At 51.9% G+C, this 16,770-nt stretch carries 15 protein-coding genes; 1 reads left to right on the forward strand and 14 read right to left on the reverse strand.

Annotation, left to right across the window (positions count from 1 at the left end):
* Positions 1-19: 19 nt before the first annotated feature.
* The 10 genes from C173_RS22155 to lysS form a co-directional block, all read right to left on the reverse strand.
* Complete coding sequence (locus C173_RS22155; RefSeq protein ID WP_051478287.1) at positions 20-1,306, reverse strand: sensor histidine kinase; 1,287 nt, start codon at positions 1,304-1,306, stop codon at positions 20-22.
* The gene (locus C173_RS22160) at positions 1,293-1,973 is read right to left on the reverse strand and encodes a response regulator transcription factor (RefSeq protein WP_036728619.1); all 681 of its coding nucleotides are present in this window, start codon (positions 1,971-1,973) and stop codon (positions 1,293-1,295) included. Before C173_RS22160 ends, C173_RS22155 begins: the two co-directional genes overlap by 14 nt.
* A 29-nt stretch (positions 1,974-2,002) precedes the next feature.
* Positions 2,003-2,785 (reverse strand): ABC transporter ATP-binding protein, encoded by a 783-nt coding sequence (locus C173_RS22165; protein WP_036728621.1) that lies wholly within the window; start codon positions 2,783-2,785, stop codon positions 2,003-2,005.
* 266 nt (positions 2,786-3,051) lie between these two features.
* Positions 3,052-5,358, reverse strand: coding sequence for an ABC transporter permease (locus tag C173_RS22170; RefSeq protein ID WP_235191983.1), 2,307 nt, complete (start codon positions 5,356-5,358; stop codon positions 3,052-3,054).
* A gap of 194 nt (positions 5,359-5,552) precedes the next feature.
* On the reverse strand, positions 5,553-6,725 hold the full coding sequence (locus C173_RS22175; protein ID WP_036728624.1) for an alanyl-tRNA editing protein: 1,173 nt from the start codon (positions 6,723-6,725) through the stop codon (positions 5,553-5,555).
* Positions 6,726-6,728: 3 nt separating this feature from the next.
* Entirely contained in the window at positions 6,729-7,163 is a 435-nt protein-coding gene (locus C173_RS22180; protein ID WP_200869580.1) for a GNAT family N-acetyltransferase, read from the reverse strand.
* Between the two features lie 23 nt (positions 7,164-7,186).
* On the reverse strand, positions 7,187-7,951 hold the full coding sequence (locus C173_RS22185) for a TSUP family transporter (RefSeq protein ID WP_036728626.1): 765 nt from the start codon (positions 7,949-7,951) through the stop codon (positions 7,187-7,189).
* A gap of 28 nt (positions 7,952-7,979) precedes the next feature.
* On the reverse strand, positions 7,980-8,414 hold the full coding sequence (locus tag C173_RS22190) for an NUDIX hydrolase (RefSeq protein WP_036728627.1): 435 nt from the start codon (positions 8,412-8,414) through the stop codon (positions 7,980-7,982).
* A gap of 409 nt (positions 8,415-8,823) precedes the next feature.
* Positions 8,824-9,543 carry a YebC/PmpR family DNA-binding transcriptional regulator gene (locus tag C173_RS22200; protein ID WP_036728630.1) on the reverse strand — a complete coding sequence of 240 codons (720 nt, stop codon included), beginning with the start codon at positions 9,541-9,543 and terminating at the stop codon, positions 8,824-8,826.
* Positions 9,544-9,637: 94 nt separating this feature from the next.
* Positions 9,638-11,200: a lysine--tRNA ligase gene (lysS, locus tag C173_RS22205; protein ID WP_036728632.1), complete on the reverse strand. Its 1,563-nt coding sequence runs from the start codon at positions 11,198-11,200 to the stop codon at positions 9,638-9,640.
* A 658-nt stretch (positions 11,201-11,858) separates the two neighbouring features.
* On the opposite strand from lysS, the gene C173_RS22210 reads away from it, so the two are divergent.
* Positions 11,859-12,269: a hypothetical protein gene (locus C173_RS22210; RefSeq protein WP_036728634.1), complete on the forward strand. Its 411-nt coding sequence runs from the start codon at positions 11,859-11,861 to the stop codon at positions 12,267-12,269.
* A gap of 108 nt (positions 12,270-12,377) precedes the next feature.
* Here the strand turns inward: C173_RS22210 and C173_RS22215 are convergent, their stop codons facing one another.
* From C173_RS22215 to C173_RS22230, 4 genes are all read right to left on the reverse strand, one after another.
* Positions 12,378-12,833: a GNAT family N-acetyltransferase gene (locus C173_RS22215; protein ID WP_036728636.1), complete on the reverse strand. Its 456-nt coding sequence runs from the start codon at positions 12,831-12,833 to the stop codon at positions 12,378-12,380.
* A gap of 435 nt (positions 12,834-13,268) precedes the next feature.
* Complete coding sequence (locus C173_RS22220) at positions 13,269-14,387, reverse strand: 5-methyltetrahydropteroyltriglutamate--homocysteine S-methyltransferase (protein ID WP_036728637.1); 1,119 nt, start codon at positions 14,385-14,387, stop codon at positions 13,269-13,271.
* Positions 14,388-14,402: 15 nt separating this feature from the next.
* Positions 14,403-15,335 carry a LysR family transcriptional regulator gene (locus tag C173_RS22225; RefSeq protein WP_036728639.1) on the reverse strand — a complete coding sequence of 311 codons (933 nt, stop codon included), beginning with the start codon at positions 15,333-15,335 and terminating at the stop codon, positions 14,403-14,405.
* Between the two features lie 126 nt (positions 15,336-15,461).
* Positions 15,462-16,580 carry a phosphodiester glycosidase family protein gene (locus C173_RS22230; RefSeq protein ID WP_036728640.1) on the reverse strand — a complete coding sequence of 373 codons (1,119 nt, stop codon included), beginning with the start codon at positions 16,578-16,580 and terminating at the stop codon, positions 15,462-15,464.
* Positions 16,581-16,770: the final 190 nt, after the last annotated feature.

The raw sequence follows: 16,770 nt of genomic DNA on the forward strand, positions 1-16,770 counted from the left end.
CCTCCATTCAAGCCTCTACTTAATACCGCAGCACCAGTACAAACCGCATACCCCGCTCAAGCGGCTCCGCGAAGATATCGCCGCCCATTTTCTGCAGCAGCTGCTTGCAGATGAAGAGGCCGAGGCCATTGCCCGGCTTGCCGTCCGCATTGGACCCGCGCCAGAAGCTGGTGAAGATATGGGGCAGCTCGCTCAGGAGCAGCGGCTCTCCCGAATTCTCGATCACAATCAGCTGGCGGTAATCCTCCTCGCGGAAGGTAATAGAGATCGACCTGCCGTCTCCATACTTAATGGCATTCTCAATGAGATTATTCAGCACCTCATGCAGCCGTTCTTCGTCTCCAAGCAGCAGCTTGTCCTGATAAGCACCTGCCGTGAGCTCCACCTTCAGAAGCTCCAGCCGCTCCTTATGGTTACGGATGACCTTGCCGACCAGACCGCTAAGATAGAACTCTCCCGGGGCCACCTCTATATTCTGCAGAGAAGAGACGGAAGCGGTGATGATCCCGCCGATCAGCTGCTCCATTTGTTCTGCTTGCTGACCAATCAGCCGGGCGGCCGATTGCCGCTTGACTTCGCTGTCATAGAGGCCGTCCGCCAGGGCGCTGGCGTAGAGCCTGATCGTGGCGACTGGGGTTTTAAGCTCATGCGAGAGGGACGCGATCAGCGTCTGACGGTCCTTTTCCAGGCGGAGATTCGTCTCTTTCTGGGCATCCAGTGTCTGCCGCAGCAGGTCCAGCCCCCACACGAACCGGCCGAAGTACCGGCTACGGTGCTCCTTCATACCTATGCTCAGCTGCCCCCTGGATAACTCATAAGGTAACTCCTGCAGAGTATGGAACGGCCGCAGAATCTGCTTACGGATGTAGAACAGCAGCACCATCACGGCTCCAAGTGCGGCCAGCAGGAACAGATTCAGAACCAGAAGCGCATGAACATCCGGCCCGGGCATCCGGTAAGAGAACCTTAAGTATCCTGCGCTTTGCTGATCCGCATACAAGGGCTTGACCATGAATTCATTGCTGTCCTCCACCCCGATACCGGCAAAAAAGCGCTGAACCTCATCCGGCCCCGCCTCCTTCCCGATCCAGCTTAAGCCGTTCACGTAGGTATACCTGTTCAGATCAGACAGCAGTTCCTCCGGAGGAATTCCTCGCTGCACCTGCTCATAGATTCGGTTGATCTCTATCCGGTAAGCCTTCCCGGCCGTCCCTGTCTCCCTGGAGGATACATATCCATTAAGAGCCGCTATGAACGTCAGCCCGAGAAGTAACGCCCAGAGCATCAGCCTGTTAAATGCCCTCATATTTATATCCCACTCCCCAGATGGTAACGATGCGCCTTGGATCTTTGGGGTTATGTTCGATTTTGTCCCGCAGCTTGTTCATATGTACGGTCAACGTGGACGGCTCACTGAAGCTGTCTGCCCCCCATACCTGCTGGAACAGCCACTCCTTGCGAAGTGCTTTGCCCTTGTTGCTCATCAGCAAGACCAACAGCTCGTACTCTTTGGCTGTCATCCCGAGCGGCTGCCCGCTTCTATATACTACTCTTGCGGTCTGATTCACTGTAAGTTCGCCATCCGTCAGCAGCAGCTTGTTCTCGTTCATCTCATAGCTCCGCCGCAGGTGCGCCTTGACCTTCGCCGTCAGCAGAGGAGCTGAGAAGGGCTTCTCCAGGTAATCGTCCGCACCCAGCTCAAGCCCGATAATCTTGCTCTCATCCCCGTGGCGTGCGCTCATGATCAGAATCGGCAGATTGAACTTCTCCCTGGCGATTCTGCATACGGCGAAGCCGTCCAGCCCCGGCAGCATAATATCGAGCAGCAGCAGCTTGACGGCATTCGTCTCCAAATAAGCCAAGCCCTCTTCCGCGGAGGCCATACTACATACAGAATATCCTTCCACCTGCAAAAAATCCTTCATCACCTCCGCCAGCTCCGCATTATCCTCAATGATCAGAATGTCCGCCACGGCTCTCTCCTCCTGCTGCTTGCAGCTTCCTACCAGCCCATCTCCATCAGCCAGCCGGTCAGGCTGCGTTCACGTTCCCTCGGACCTTGCTCCGGTATATATTTGCCCAGCACATGCTCGCCCTGAATATTGCCATCCACCATATACAGCACCTTATCACTCTGCGCGGCTACCTTCACATCGTGTGTAACCACCATCAGCGTTGTTCCTTCCCCGTTGATCCGGCAGAGCTCGGACATGACCTCCTGTGCGGCTTTGGAATTGAGCGCACCTGTCGGCTCATCTGCGAACAGCATAGCCGGCTTGTTGATGAGCGCCCGGCAGATGCAGGCCCGCTGCAGCTGTCCGCCGGATACCTCTGTGATGTCATGGGCTGCCGTCTCCATAATGTTCAGCTTCCGCATCAGCTCATCGGCATATTGGTTCACCTCGCTGCGGCTGCGTCCCTGTCCGCCTCTCTTGCCGCTCAGCGACTCATAGCCTGATAGAATAATATTATCATAAACCGAGAGATTGCTCAGCATATGCATCTGCTGGAAGATGAAGCCCATTTTGTGCAGCCGCAGTTCAGCCATGCCCTTCTCAGAGAGCTGCGAGAGACTCTCCCCGTCAAAGACCACCTCGCCCGCCGTAAGCCGGTCCATCCCGCTGACGGTATAGAGCAGCGTAGACTTGCCCGAACCGGACGGCCCCATGACAGACACGAACTCTCCTGCATGAAGCGTGAAATTGATATTCCGCAGCACGTTATTCTGACTTTTATTGACGATATAGGTCTTGCATAGGTTGGTTACTTCAAGTACTGCTGCCATTTCGCCACTCCTTCTTTTCTTTTAATATAAACGCTTGGATCTATTTACAAGAATCACAAAGTTATAAACATTGAGCTTAATCGTCGCTGCGGTGAACATTTGGACTTCCGGCCACTGTTAGGTTTGGATTTCCTGATTTGGACCGCTGCTCACGGTAGAAATCCAAACCTAAAGGCGGACGCTACCGCTCCTCCAGTTCCAAATTTCCCCTCCGCTCCTTTAGCTTTTTGTTATTTCCCGTGATTCTTATTCTAGAATCCAATCGCCTATTCCTTATTCATATTCCATATCTGCACACGCTTGATCTGGCCGCAGCTGGTATACACTGCCAGCATGACCACGGCAAGGATCAGCAGCGGATACAGCAGATAGACCTGAAGCGGAAGAATATTTAACTGGAGGCTGGTCAGTCCGAAGATCCGGAAAATGAGACCCAGCAGGCGGCTGCCAAGGGTATTCGCAGCGATTACGCCCAACACCAGCGAGACGGAGATAATAATCAGAATGCGCAGCGCCTGCCACTGCCGGATTGCGGCATTCGTGAAGCCGATGCTTTTCATGACAGCAATGCCGTGAACCTCCTTCGCAATCATCAATCGGACGAACAGGCTGGTGATGAAGAACGTAATGAGGCAGATGATAGCCGTAAGCAGCCCATTGATGCTGTGAAGCTGGCCCATGAAGCCGCCCGTGATCTCTCCCAGCAGTTCAAACGAGGTTTTGAAGCCTTGTTCCGGGAACTGCTGCTGAATTTCCTTCATCATCCCTGCCTTCGCTTGCTCCGGGGCATGGAGTTCGCCGGAGAACATGTAAGCGGGTATTGTCTTCAGCTCATAGTCCCGTGCAATCCAGACCGCGTACCCTTCGTTGGAGATACTTTGAAACAGTCCGCTGATCATGAAGGTCCCCTGAACCCCGCCGATTTCAAAAGTAATATTGTCGCCCACCCGCTTCCCGTATTTCCCGGACATGATGGTCGTAATCGCAATTTCATTCTTCAGCAGCGGGGCCGTTCCCTCCAGAATCTCAACAGACCCGTTCTGATCATTCTTCTGGCCGTTGATCCGCCGGTTGGCCTGCCCGTTATCGGAGATATATTTGGTACTTACCGTATAATTCGCTGTAAGCGTGACCTCGAAGCCCTGATCCTTCAGCCGCTTGGACAGGAGTGCCTTGTCCTGTTGGATCTTCTCAACGGGTATCTCTGCCACGACGGTTGAGCTATAAAAATCCGCACCAATTGTACCTAAATATTCCAGGAACTTAGGAGTTACAATGGTATTGGTCAGATTGACCGGGATCAGAATGATCGCGGAGCTTAGGATCAGCGTCAGGATCAGCGAAGTGTAGCTCTTGAGCCGGTTCAGCACATCGCTCAGCGCGAGGAAGAACGGGGGCCGGAGGAAACGGCTTTTGTGTAAATGAATGCGCCGGGATGCCTTGAAGCGTTCGCCGGTCTGGCCTTGCCGGATTGCATCGATGGCCGAGGCCTTGTTAATCTTGCGCATGCAGAGTAAGCAGAACAGCAGAATGAATGCGATCATAACCACCGTGCTAAGCGCCGAGATCATTATATTGGTGCTGCCTCCGGGTAAAATCATATATTGCGAGGTTTTGCGGGACATCAGCGCAGTCAATGGGAGACTGATGCCGAGTCCGAGAACGCCGCCGAGACAGGCCAGCCCTGTATATTTTGTCAGGTAGAGCTGCTTGATCGCCCGGTTCCTGAACCCGATGGCCTTCATAACGCCAATCTCCTTGTATTCATCCTGCAGAGTGGAGACAATGGTGAAGCGCAGGGTCAGAAAAGCAATGAAGATCAGAAACACGCTAATTGCAAACATCATGGCCGAGATCATCCGGTCCGTCATATAAGTCATCTTGACCAGCGCCTTATCCACCTCGAAGCTGATGGGCAGATCACTGTTCGCAAAAGAAGATGATATCTCAGTAGACGCTACACCCGGTGCCGCCACAAAGCTCCATAGATTCATCCGTTTATCTTCGGGCACCAGCTTCTCTATTTCCTTGAAATCCTCTGCTGACAGCATGAGGCGCTTCAGTCCCAGCAGATCTGCCCCCATGAACGCATCCTTGAAGTAACCGTTCACCGTGAACGTTCTCGTAATCTCACCGAACTTAAGCTTCAGCTGCTCTCCCGGTACGATACCACTGCTTAGCATCAGGCTGGCCGGAAGACCGATCTCCCCTGGGCGAAGTGAATATCGCTCATTGTCTTCACCGAAGACCAGGTTCACCTGCTCAGGAATGGCGGACAGCACGAAGCTTACATTTCCCGAGAAGCTCTTGCGGCCTTCTGGCATCGTAACCTGATTCAGTAAGAGATTGAGCTGCCGTTCTGTATAAGCTGTCTCCACCTTCTTTTCCTGCTTGACCCAGTCTTCTACTGCAGAGTTATAGCCAGGGTCATTGGCCAGCGTGATATTAAGATCCGCCACCTTGCTGGCTTCGATGAAGCTGCCCAAGGCGCTGGAGGTGGAATACATCAGGCTGGAGCTGCTTGCAGCTAGTGTGGAGGCCAGGATGATGAGGATCAGCAGAACGGTATTCATCACCTTTTTACGCCGCAAATCCTTTTTTAGAATAGTCAGGAACACGTTAATTTTCTCCCTTCGTCAAGCTCTGTCCTGATTATAAGACTTCAAATGTTAAATAATCCTTAAGTCGGTCCAATCCTTGCTCACCTTATGAAAACAGCAAAAAGAGCTACGGAATAAACGCTCCATAGCTCCTTAACTGCCCTACCTCAGAATTGCCCTTTAGCAAAATTGTAAAATGCCAGTGCGTCTTCCCATGCCGGGAATCCGGCCTGAGCCAGCTTGTCGCTGCCCCCGCCCTTGCCCTGGTATCCGCCCAGATGAGCCTTGAAAAATGCCCCGCACGAGAATTCCGCAGAGCCGCTATGCGCGAGTACGGCCTTATTCTCCGCCGCACTCAGCAGCAGCACCGGAAGGTCGGTCAACGCCGTCAGCTTCGCAGCCAGACTCTGTAGATCCTTAAGCGTTCTCCCGTCCGACATATGCGTGAGCACCCGGCTGCCCTCTTCCATAGAAGCTAACAGGTCCCGGGCCAGATAGCTGTCGTTCTGCTCCTTCACGGCAGCCAGCTCTGCTACCAGCAGCTTCTGCTCCTGCTCCCATTTGCTGATCCGGTCCATAATTTCGTCCTTGTTCGTATTGAATTTGGCCGACAACAGACTCAGGATTTGCATTTGATCGTTGAATTCCGCAAGCGCCCGGCTCCCGCATTTGAAGGTAATCCTGATATTGCCCTTCTGCTTCTCGGACCGCAGCAGCTTGATCATCCCAATCTCCCCTGTCGAAGACACATGGGTGCCGCCGCAGGCGTTATGCTCAACACCTTCAATCTCGACAATCCGGATGTCCTCCGTTACCTTAGGAAGCTTCACCAGCGGCAGCTTGGCCATTTCCTCTGCGGTCACGAAGTAGCTGGTAATTGCGCGGTTCAGATAGATCTGACGGTTCACCTCTTGTTCAGCCTCCGCCAGCTGCGCCGCAGATAGTTCCGGCAGATCAAGATCAATCGTGGCATAATCGCTGCCCAGGTGGAAGCTCTGTGTCAGTGCCTGATACAGCTCGCGGAATACCGCCGACAACAGATGCTGGCCGCTATGCTGCTGCATATGGTCGAATCTCCGGCTCCAGTCGATGGCGCAGTCTACTTCAGTCTGCCCGGGAAGCTGCGCTACTTTATGCAGTACCTCCTGATCCTCCAGCACCACATCCAGTACAGCAATCCCGCCGATGGTTCCCGTATCACACGGCTGTCCACCGCCATGGGGATAGAAGGCTGTCTCTGCCAGCGTTACATAGATTCCGTCTTCACGCTCCATCACAGAGGTGATCACGGTACTCCATTCTTGAATATATGCTGAATCATAATATAGCTTCTTGGTCATCCCTTAAGCTCCCCCATTCGCATCCGTTGCAGGTCCGAAGAATTTCTCCATGACCACGTAATCCTTGCCGCCTTTGCTGAACACTTCATCCGTTCTCTTCATGCCGAATTTCTTGTAAAAGCCTGCCTTGTACGTTCTGGCATTACAGAAAATCCGCCGCACCCCCGCCAGCTCCGCTTCCGCAAGAACCGTCTTCAGCAGCTTGCTGCCATAGCCCTGGCCCTGCTCCAGCTCCAGGGTAGCGAATTTGCGGAACTGTGCATCTGTGCCGTTGACGAAGAGGGATAACACAGAAACCAGACGATCCCCCACATACAGCCCGTAATGCTTGCCTTGATCGTCATCTGCCAGCTTAATATAATCCGGCTCCCGCTCAGGCCACATCACTTCATGCCTAAGCTTCCATACTTCTTCATTATGTATAAGCTTGATCTCCATCTCATCCACTCCATTAGTTGTGCTTAATGCATCGTATCCCATATTTGCTTGCCGATCAATATGACAGTGACTGTAATGAATAACGGCCGAATATACGCTGCCCCTTTGCGGATCGCCATCCGGGAGCCGACAATGGCTCCGATCACCATAGGAATCCCCAGAATCAGTCCATGGGTGTAGCTGACAGAGCCCAGGGCAATGAACGTAAGCAGGCTTGTGATATTGCTGGCGAAATTCAGGATTTTGGCGTTCCCTGCGGCAGTTACAAATTCAAACCCCATCATCAGAAAAGCGAAAATCAAAAACGACCCCGTTCCCGGGCCAAAGAACCCGTCATAGAAACCGATTATGAGCGCTGCCATGCTTCCGGCCAGACGTAATTTACCGTTGCTGGCAGAGAAGGTGGAGACGTCTCCCCAGGCTTTTTTGAACAAGGTGTAGATTGTAATGACCACCAGCATCACGATCACCAGCGGCTTCAGGAACTCGGAAGGCACCTGACGGACAGTCAGCGTTCCGGCCATCGCTCCAATGATCGACAGCGGGATCAGCGTCCGCACCAGCTTGAAATTGATTTTGCCGGAACGCACGAACGAGGCGGTGCTGGTCAGCGAGCACATCGAACCGGCCAATTTACTGCTGCCCAGCAGCAGCGGAAGCGGAATCCCTACCGCCAGCAACGCCGGAATCGCGATCAGTCCGCCGCCGCCCACTACAGAATCAATTAATCCGGCCAAAAATCCGCATACCACCAATATAAGAACCATACTGAGCGTCCAGTCTTCCATTACTGCGCCATCCCCCCGCTACTCTAATCTAATTCCATCCGTGAGCGGCATACCACACGCCGTCCCTAAATGTATTCCAGGCCTCCTGTACGAACGGGATGATATTCTCCGGTAGCGCATCCACCGGGAACCAGCATACCTCATCGCATTTGTCCGGCTCCATGTTGTGGATCACTCCGCTCCACTGCTCCGCTCTGAAAAAGAAATCCACCCGCTCATCCCCTGAGGTACGCAGGTGCATCGTTCCGATCAGGGTAAGCTCGGCGGGAGCTATAACCGCACCGCATTCTTCCCGGACCTCGCGGATGGCGGCGGTATGAAGCGGCTCGCCGCCATCCAGCTTCCCGGCAGGCAATCCATACTCCCCGTCATGATGTCCTGTATTCTTCCGTCTCAGCAGCAGGACTTGCCCGTCCTTAATCAGAAATACATGAACCACACTGACTAATCGAAAGACTTCCATTCCAATTCTTCCTCTCTACTCTCGCTGCACATAACCACCCTTACGGATGAAAGGGATTACCTGCGCGCTAATACAGTGTATGTTGTTTTCCACATACATTTAGGCCATACGCCAGCTTGGTAGCCAATGTATGTTGTTTTTCACATACATTTGGGCCATGTGCCAGCGTGATAGGCCATTGTATGTTGTTTTTCATATACATTTGGGCCATGCGCCAGCTGATAGGCCATTGTATGTTGTTTTCCATATACATTTGGGCCATGCGCCAGCTGATAGGCCATTGTATGCTGTTTTTCACATACATTGGGTCCACAACAGGAGGAAACTATAGTTTCCTGTACAACAACACGAAAGAATAAGCGGACAAGCCTGGAAATCGGCTTGCCCGCTCATTCAAGTTACCGCTATTCTATTCTTCCGAATCCACGTTGTGGTAGACCTGCTGCACATCGTCCAATTCTTCGAGCGCATCGATCAGCTTCTCGAACTGAGCCTGCGCATCTTCAGGAATAGCTACATAGTTCTGCGGGAGCAGCGTCAGCTCGGCTACGGTGAATTCCGTGATTCCCGCGCCGCGGAAGGCTTCCTGTACCGCATGGAACTGGTCCGGCTCAGCATACACGATGACCGCCTCGTCCTCTTCCAGCACATCGCGGACATCCAGGTCTGCTTCAATCAGCAGCTCCATCACCTCATCCGCAGATTTACCTTCCACCCCGATGACCGCTGTCGGATCGAACATATACGTAACCGATCCGCTGACGCCCATGTTGCCGCCGTTCTTGCTGAACGTGGAACGGACCAGCGGAGCCGTGCGGTTGACGTTATTCGTCAGCGCATCGACTACAATCATCGAGCCGCTTGGACCGAAGCCTTCATAGCGAAGCTCAACGTAGGTCTCATCTCCACTGCCTTTGGCTTTCTCCAGGGCACGGTCAATAATCGCCTTCGGTACATTGTAGGTCTTGGCACGCTCCAGAACGACCTTCAGCGCCCGGTTGGATTCCGGATCAGGCTCGCCCTTCTTCGCCGCCACATAGATTTCTACCCCGAACTTGGCGTAGACCTTACTTGTATTCGCATCCTTGGACGCTTTCTTTTCCTTAATATTATTCCATTTACGACCCATATCGTTACCGCTCGCTTTCCAACATTTGATTAAAAACAGTCTTGTATATTATACCTCTGTTCGATCGATCCCGTAAAGGGCAGTCCACACTCCTTCACAAATCCAGCAAATTCAGCATCTGCTCCGTCCCGGCTGCCTGGATTAGCCAAGGCAGACGCGGGCCTTCCTCTGCACCAAGCACCAGCTGATAGATGATGGTGAACAGTCTTTTTTGTTGGATGCGCATCGTCTTTTTGTCTTCATGATGACAAATGGCGTAGATTTCGGTCATCAGCTGCGTCTCGTCCAGCTCCCTGCTCCGCAGCAGACTGCACAAGCTCCGCAGCCATCTCAGTTCCACTCCAGTAAGGGAGTGATAATATGCATAGTTGGGCGAAGCTTGGATCGTCACCAGCTTGTGCGGCATCCAGTTCCTGATCCAGTACTCCGCACGGTCCGCCACCCTCTGAAGCCGGAGTTCATCAATCTCCACATTATTTCTGTTGAACATCTCCCGGAGCTTGTCCCTGTCGAAGTTGATTAAGGGAAGCAGACTGGCTACCTGGCCGAAGCTAACGTTGCTTACAGCACTCACCGGGGAGTCGCTTCGCAGAGACAGCTCCAGCGCACCTGCAAGATCGCCCGTTAGCGTGCCTGCCCGTGCTCCCGCAGCATACCGCTCGAACTCCGCATAGTTGCGCAGCACATCCTCATCCAGCCCGATATGAAAGGCGGCATTCGGCTGGTATTTGGCGAACAGGAACAGAATGTTCTCCGGGGCGTAGACTCGGAGCAGATCATCTGGAGTGTAATTGTGCCCGGAGGAGCTGGACATTTTGGCGAAGCTGCCTTTAATGCTGATGAATTCATATGGCTCATACACCGGCGGCGGATACCCGAAGATCTGCTCTGCGATTACTGCAGCCACATTATAGCTTCCCGTCTCTGACGAATGGTCCCGGCCGCCCGGCTCGAACACGACCTGTTCCTGCTGCCAGCGCATCGGCCAGTCGATTTTCCAGTGCAGCTTGATGTTGTCCGCCTGAGGAATATGTACGGTATCGCAATGACCACATCCGCAGCGGTAAGCCACGGTCTCCGCCGTGTCGTCATAATCCAGAATGGTTGTAGAATCTTTGCCGCATTGCCCGCAATAGAGATGGATGGGATAGAATGCCGCCCGCTCATCCGCCGAACTCTCACCTGTCTTGAACGACATCAGGATATCGTATATCTCACCCCGGCGGCGCAGAGCGTGCAGGATCTGCGGATGATAACGGCCTGACTGGTATTCCCGGCTCTGATAAATGAATTCCGGCTCGATCTCAAATACCTGGAGCGCCTGCTCGAATTCCGACTCGAAATGTGCCGCATACGAAGCATGACAGCCATACGGACAAGGCACCTTCGAATATGGCAGCCCAATATACTGAGCGAAGCCGGGATCGATATGGGCCGGAACTTTACGGAACCGGTCGAAGTCATCCCACGAGAAAATAAACCGTACCTCCTTCCCCGCCTGCCGCAGTGCCTTCGCCACAAATGCAGTCGTTACCACCTCGCGGAAATTCCCGATATGAACGGACCCGGACGGACTGATCCCGGATGCACATACATACGTCTGCCGCTGCGGATGCTCCGCGATTAACCGGTTTGAAATTTTTTCTGCCCAATGCACAATGAATCACCTCTACTGATAGTATGAATCTTACTTGGAGCCTGCTTGACTGCGCTCGGAGCTGCCCGCCTGTGAACGCAAAAAAGCTCCCGCCCCTCAAGATCAATATCTTGAGGACGAGAGCTTGGATAAGCTTCGTGGTACCACCTCTGTTCACGGACAAGTTGCCTGATCCGCCTCTTCAGGTACGGCCATGACGCTTATACCCTATCTCTGTAACGGGAGAACCCGGCATACTATCCTTGGACACTTGTGCCCAATTCCCTATGCAGCTCGGAGACTTTTTTCAGATCAGGCGCTTCGCTGCTCCCTTTCACCACTCTGGAGCTCTCTGTGAACGCTGCCGCCTGCTTACTCTTCTCTTCATTGCTTGTGTTGTTGTACGTTATTATTTGCAATAATACTGCGGGAGGGAGAATGTGTCAATTATTAAGTTTAAAATAACCTTTAATAGCTGTCAGGTATTTCGCTTGAGCATCTGGAACCAAAGACAGAACTCCAGAAAATTCATCACCCTAAGCCCATGCCATACTTTTCTTCGCTATTTTTGATAAAATCATAAGGAATACATGGCAAGCTCAATTTTGTTAGTAACTTCTGCATTAGGTGGGTCTCGTCTCTTCTTATCTGTGTCCTGAACAAAAAAGGAGGGTTATTCATGAAAAAAAATCTATTCTTCACCTTCATTAGCTTTTTATTTCTTATTGCTTGTTCTTCTCAACAAGAATATTCTAACGTGAATGAAGCAATAATGTCCCTTGAAAAAAACATTACAAAAATTGAATCACCTGACGACTATATTCTTGAGGGTATTCAACCTGTTAGCTATAAACTGAGTAATGAGGAAATTATAAAAGTTTACGCTTTCGGATCGGAGGAGAAACGAGAAAGTGGAATAAAGCACTTTGAAGAAAGTATTCAGCTTCTTAGTTCCCACGCACCAATTGTCTACCAATCTGGAAAATATTTAGTTCTGTATTACGCCCTCGTCGATTCAAAAACTAGAACACCCAAGCTGAACGAAACAAAGTTTGGAGTAAAAATAGAAAAAGCTCTCAACAGTATGTAACAGGAATAGCAAAAAAAATGCGATTTAGGTCTATGCGACTAATAGAATCGAATGTTCCGGCTCCTATGGCCAAACGATCAGCCCTCTTTGCAGGAGGGCTATTTGTGGTCAAATGCATTGATTAAGCTCCAGACAACGTACAACCTCACCGTCGTATAACTCTTCACTGACCTTTTGGAATCCAAGCGATTCATACAACATTCCGGCAATCCGGTTGTCGGGTCTATGCCCGATCATTAATCGGCTACACCCTTCATTTCGCATATGCTGTATTAATTTCACCATGGCTTGTCTGGCATACCCCTGTCCTTGATGATGTTCATCAATCATAAGGGCAGGTATCCAGCAGTTACCTTCCTCATCGGGAGTTGTACAAAAAACAATAAATCCTACCACCACAGCTCCTGAATAAATAGCCAGAAGTTCAAACTCCTGCACAAATTTTGCCTCAGCAATCCAATTAACCACCGGAGCAGGAAAAACGCTTTGTTGTTCTGGCTTCACCTTCAGCAATGTGCATTCATACCAGTTCTCGGCCGTTACAGGCCTTAGTTCAATAACCATCATATTCCCTCCAAAGATCTAGTTTCAGCATTCAAACTTCTCCCAACATTATACTGTGGAGGGAATCTCTACGGTTGGTATAGAATGGTTAAAGAAAAAGGCTATCACAGCAAGCACAAGAACACTTGAGCCTTCGCAGCTCCGAAACAAGTGGAATAATGTATCCTAATTTCGTGATTTCTAATCCTTTAAGGTGAACAAGTGGAAAAACAACAACTACTGCATCGGGATATGCCGCTACTGCGGAATGTGGAAGAAATTAAGTGTCCTTTATCCAACTGTTGTCCCGGCAAAGTCCATTCCTTCATCAGCAAGTGGAGGAAATCCACCTATGATCCGCCACAGCCCGCTGCCTAGCGCCCCCCGCAAAAAGGAGGATCGCCACACCGGGCAATCCTCCCCAATTCACACCAATTAATCCCGATCCATCCAACGTTACACCCAAACCTCATTCGCCGTCTCAATCACCAGCCGCAGCTTATCCCACTGCTCTTCTTCCGTTAAAATGTTGCCTTCCTCCGAGGAGGCGAAGCCGCATTGTGTGCTTAGGCACAGCTTGTTGATGTCTACGTACTGGGCAGCTTCTTCGATACGCGCAATAAGCTGCTCCTTGCTCTCCAGCCCGCCATGCTTGGTGGTCACCAGACCCAGCACGACGAACTGATCCTTGATGAAGCGCAGCGGCTCGAAGTCGCCGGAGCGTTCGTTGTCGTATTCGAGGAAGAACGCGTCCACGTTCGTATTCGAGAAAAGCTCCTCGGCGACCGGCCCGTACCCGCCGGCGGCGAACCAGGTGGAGCGCAGATTGCCCCGGCATACATGCAGGGCAATGGTCATGTCCGCCGGGCGGCCGGCAATGCTCTCATTAATCAGCCGGACGTAATCTTTTGCCAGCTGATCCGGGTCAACGCCCCTGCTGCGCAGATGAGCACGATGTCTGCCGCTGCACAGCGTCCCCCAGGTGGTATCGTCCAGCTGCAGATAACGGCAACCGGCATCATAGAAGGCCTGAATCGCCGTCCGGTACACCTGAATGATATCTCCGTACAGCGTTTCGGTATCGGAATAAATCTCGTTTCCGTTATACTCCTGCACGAAATGGAACAAAGAGGGTGAAGGAATCGTCATTTTGGCCAGCGTCTCTCCGGCCATCTGCTGCAAGGTACGGAATTCCGCGACCATGGGATGGTCCCCGAAGGCGATTTTACCGGTAATTCTGAAGCTCTCCGCCCGGTTCGTCTGCTCCTTGGAAGCGCCGGGAGTACCGCCAAGAGTGATCTTTCCAGTACCCTCAATCCCCAGGAAGAAGTCCAGATGCCACCAGGAGCGGCGGAATTCGCCATCGGTCACAGCCTTCAGCCCAAGCGCCTTCTCCTGCTGAAGCAGCTTGCCAATCTCTATATTCTCAATCTCCGCCAACTGTCCCGCGGTTAGTTCACCTTCCACATGCAGGTTGCGTGCATTCTTGATCTCCTCTGTACGCAGGAAGCTCCCGACAATGTCGTAGCGGAAGGGCGGTGCATTTCTTGTCGATCCGATCACTGGACTGCTCATACGTCCCTCCTGCTCTTATAGTAAGAAAGATTCAAGCTTGAAAACATTACCCGACACCAGATCATTCAGAATATCGATATATGTAGACATAATCTCACTAGGTTTGCGGTCCTTGTGGGCGATCCAGCCGACAGAGAACACTTCCTTGCTGTCAAAAGGAATCGTGATCAGCCCCGCATCATCCAGCTCAGAGGCCATAATCCCGGTCCCCACGGTATACGAATCGCTTCCGAGCAGCAAATGAGTCAGTGTGGCCCGGTCGGTCACCTTAATATTCTTCTCAATCTGTGTGAAGCTAAGCATCTCCTCCGAGAAATGCAGCGAATTGTTATCCCCCTGCTCAAAAGTAATGTAAGGATACGGATGAATGTCCTCCGCCGTGATCCACTCTTTTGCAGCCAATACATGCCCTGCCCGCACATAGACATGCGGATTCGTATTAAACAACGGGGTGAACTTCAGGTTCCCGTCACTGAACAGCTTGTTCATGATCTTATAGTTGCTCTCATTGATATACAGAATCCCGATGTCGCTGCGCAGGGTGCGCACATCCTCGATGATCTCATAGGTCTGCTTCTCTCTCAGGCTGAAATTGTATTCCTGCACCTTGCTCTCCTTCATCAGCTTCACAAAAGCATCCGTAACAAACGCATAATGCTGTGTAGATACCGAGAAATAGATCGGGCTGCGCTTCTTGCCGGTATAGCGGTTCTCCATGAATTCAGTCTGCTCAATAATCTGCCGGGCATAGCCCAGGAATTCCATGCCTTCCGCCGAGATACTGATCCCCCGGTTATTCCGTTCGAAAATCGTGATGCCAAGCTCGTTCTCCAGCTCCTTGATAGCATTCGAGAGGCTGGGCTGCGACACAAATAGCCGTTTGGCCGCTTCATTCATAGAGCCGCTGTTCGCAATCTCAATTGCGTAGCGGAGCTGCTGCAAAGTCAAACCTTTTCCCCCTCCGATCATGGACTTCACCTGGCAGGTTCAGCAAAATAAGAATTTACTTGTTATCCTAGCACACCTGCAGCGTCTGATCTACTATTGATTATGAAGCAGGGAAACTAGCGTATGTTACTGGGTGCGCTTCTTGCCTGCGTCGATCTTGGCCGGGTCCAGCCCTTCCCAGATATTCTTGATCTTCGCGTTCTCGGGGTCATCGAATACCAGGAATGCCGTCGGCAAGTAACGCTCCCCATACTGCGAAGAGGGCTTGTTGACAATCTCATTGTCCTTCACCAGCACCGTCGAAGATCCCCCGTCCAGATTGGCCGCAATGACCGCCCCATGCTTCAGCATAATCTGCTGCACATCATACAGGTTCGCCCCGATGCTGTAGCCCGGCTGCCGCCCGTCAATCACTACGAAGATGAGCGCACCGTCCGCCCGTTGGCCCATAGCCGTTCTTGGCGCGATGCCCCAGCCTTCGGCGGCATTCTTAATCTGGCCTTTACCGTTCACAATAATCCGTGGCTGAAAAGAAACCGCCTCCTGCACCCCCATCTTGCTGAGCTGATCCAGAGTGTAGTTACCGGCGACCATTTTGCCTTCCTTATCGATGCCGACAATCTGTGTGGATTTCTTGCCGCCCAGTCCATTGTAGAACAGCTTCCCTTGCGAGATCACCAGCCCGATCGGCTTGAAGCCATTACCCTTCCAGTTCGGATCGGCGAAGCCGCCGCCGTTCACCCCGGCGATAGCCCCTGTCCGCGCCACCATGCTGGATACCTTTTCCCCGGAGCCGATTTTGCTAGGCACACCCAGGCGCACCTTCTTGGGATCGTTCACAATCATGACATATCCGCTATAGCCGCTGCCCGTGACTTCTTCAATCTGGACGAGCGGAGTATGTTCGGCTTCCTTTACAGGCTCAGGCTTGATCTCATGGGTATCTACCTCGTCGCCCATCTCCTCGAAGCGCTTGGTATAATCGCTGACGCGGTGCTTCAATTCCTCTTCGCCGATAATATATTTGGCCCAGTGCCGGTGTTGAGTCGTAATCAGCGTATCTGCGATCAGGAAGCGCGTATTCTGGGCCGACGGTGCAAAATAGAGCCAGCCTCCGGCTGCTATAACCAGAATGAAACAGACCATGAACACCCTGAAGAGTGTGCGGAAGAAACCTCTTTTTTTGCGCTTCGGCGCCGGTTTCTTCTTCTTACGTACAGTAGAACGTTGTGGTAAAGAGCTCACTTCTGAAATCCTCCCTAACAAACTGATAATGGTTAAGTCTATAAACTCACAACTTCCATGATAGACGAAATCTCTGTTTTAAAAGTTTCAGTTTGTTTAACTCTGTCCAGAAACTGTAAACTATATAAATTGAACTATGTTTTTATGTTTTGGATTAGCCGTGACTCCAGAGAAGTTTTGGACTTCCGGC

Source organism: Paenibacillus sp. FSL R7-277 (assembly GCF_000517965.1).
Classification (GTDB): domain Bacteria; phylum Bacillota; class Bacilli; order Paenibacillales; family Paenibacillaceae; genus Paenibacillus_AQ; species Paenibacillus_AQ silagei.

Coding starts and splice junctions, on each gene's coding strand:
- C173_RS22220 (WP_036728637.1), bottom strand. CDS start 14,387: ATGAGCAGTCCAGTGATCGGATCGACAAGAAATGCACCGCCCTTCCGC.
- C173_RS22155 (WP_051478287.1), bottom strand. CDS start 1,306: ATGAGGGCATTTAACAGGCTGATGCTCTGGGCGTTACTTCTCGGGCTG.
- C173_RS22170 (WP_235191983.1), bottom strand. CDS start 5,358: ATGAATACCGTTCTGCTGATCCTCATCATCCTGGCCTCCACACTAGCT.
- C173_RS22185 (WP_036728626.1), bottom strand. CDS start 7,951: ATGGAAGACTGGACGCTCAGTATGGTTCTTATATTGGTGGTATGCGGA.
- C173_RS22210 (WP_036728634.1), top strand. CDS start 11,859: ATGAAAAAAAATCTATTCTTCACCTTCATTAGCTTTTTATTTCTTATT.
- C173_RS22215 (WP_036728636.1), bottom strand. CDS start 12,833: ATGGTTATTGAACTAAGGCCTGTAACGGCCGAGAACTGGTATGAATGC.
- C173_RS22190 (WP_036728627.1), bottom strand. CDS start 8,414: ATGGAAGTCTTTCGATTAGTCAGTGTGGTTCATGTATTTCTGATTAAG.
- C173_RS22165 (WP_036728621.1), bottom strand. CDS start 2,785: ATGGCAGCAGTACTTGAAGTAACCAACCTATGCAAGACCTATATCGTC.
- C173_RS22200 (WP_036728630.1), bottom strand. CDS start 9,543: ATGGGTCGTAAATGGAATAATATTAAGGAAAAGAAAGCGTCCAAGGAT.
- C173_RS22175 (WP_036728624.1), bottom strand. CDS start 6,725: ATGACCAAGAAGCTATATTATGATTCAGCATATATTCAAGAATGGAGT.
- C173_RS22180 (WP_200869580.1), bottom strand. CDS start 7,163: ATGGAGATCAAGCTTATACATAATGAAGAAGTATGGAAGCTTAGGCAT.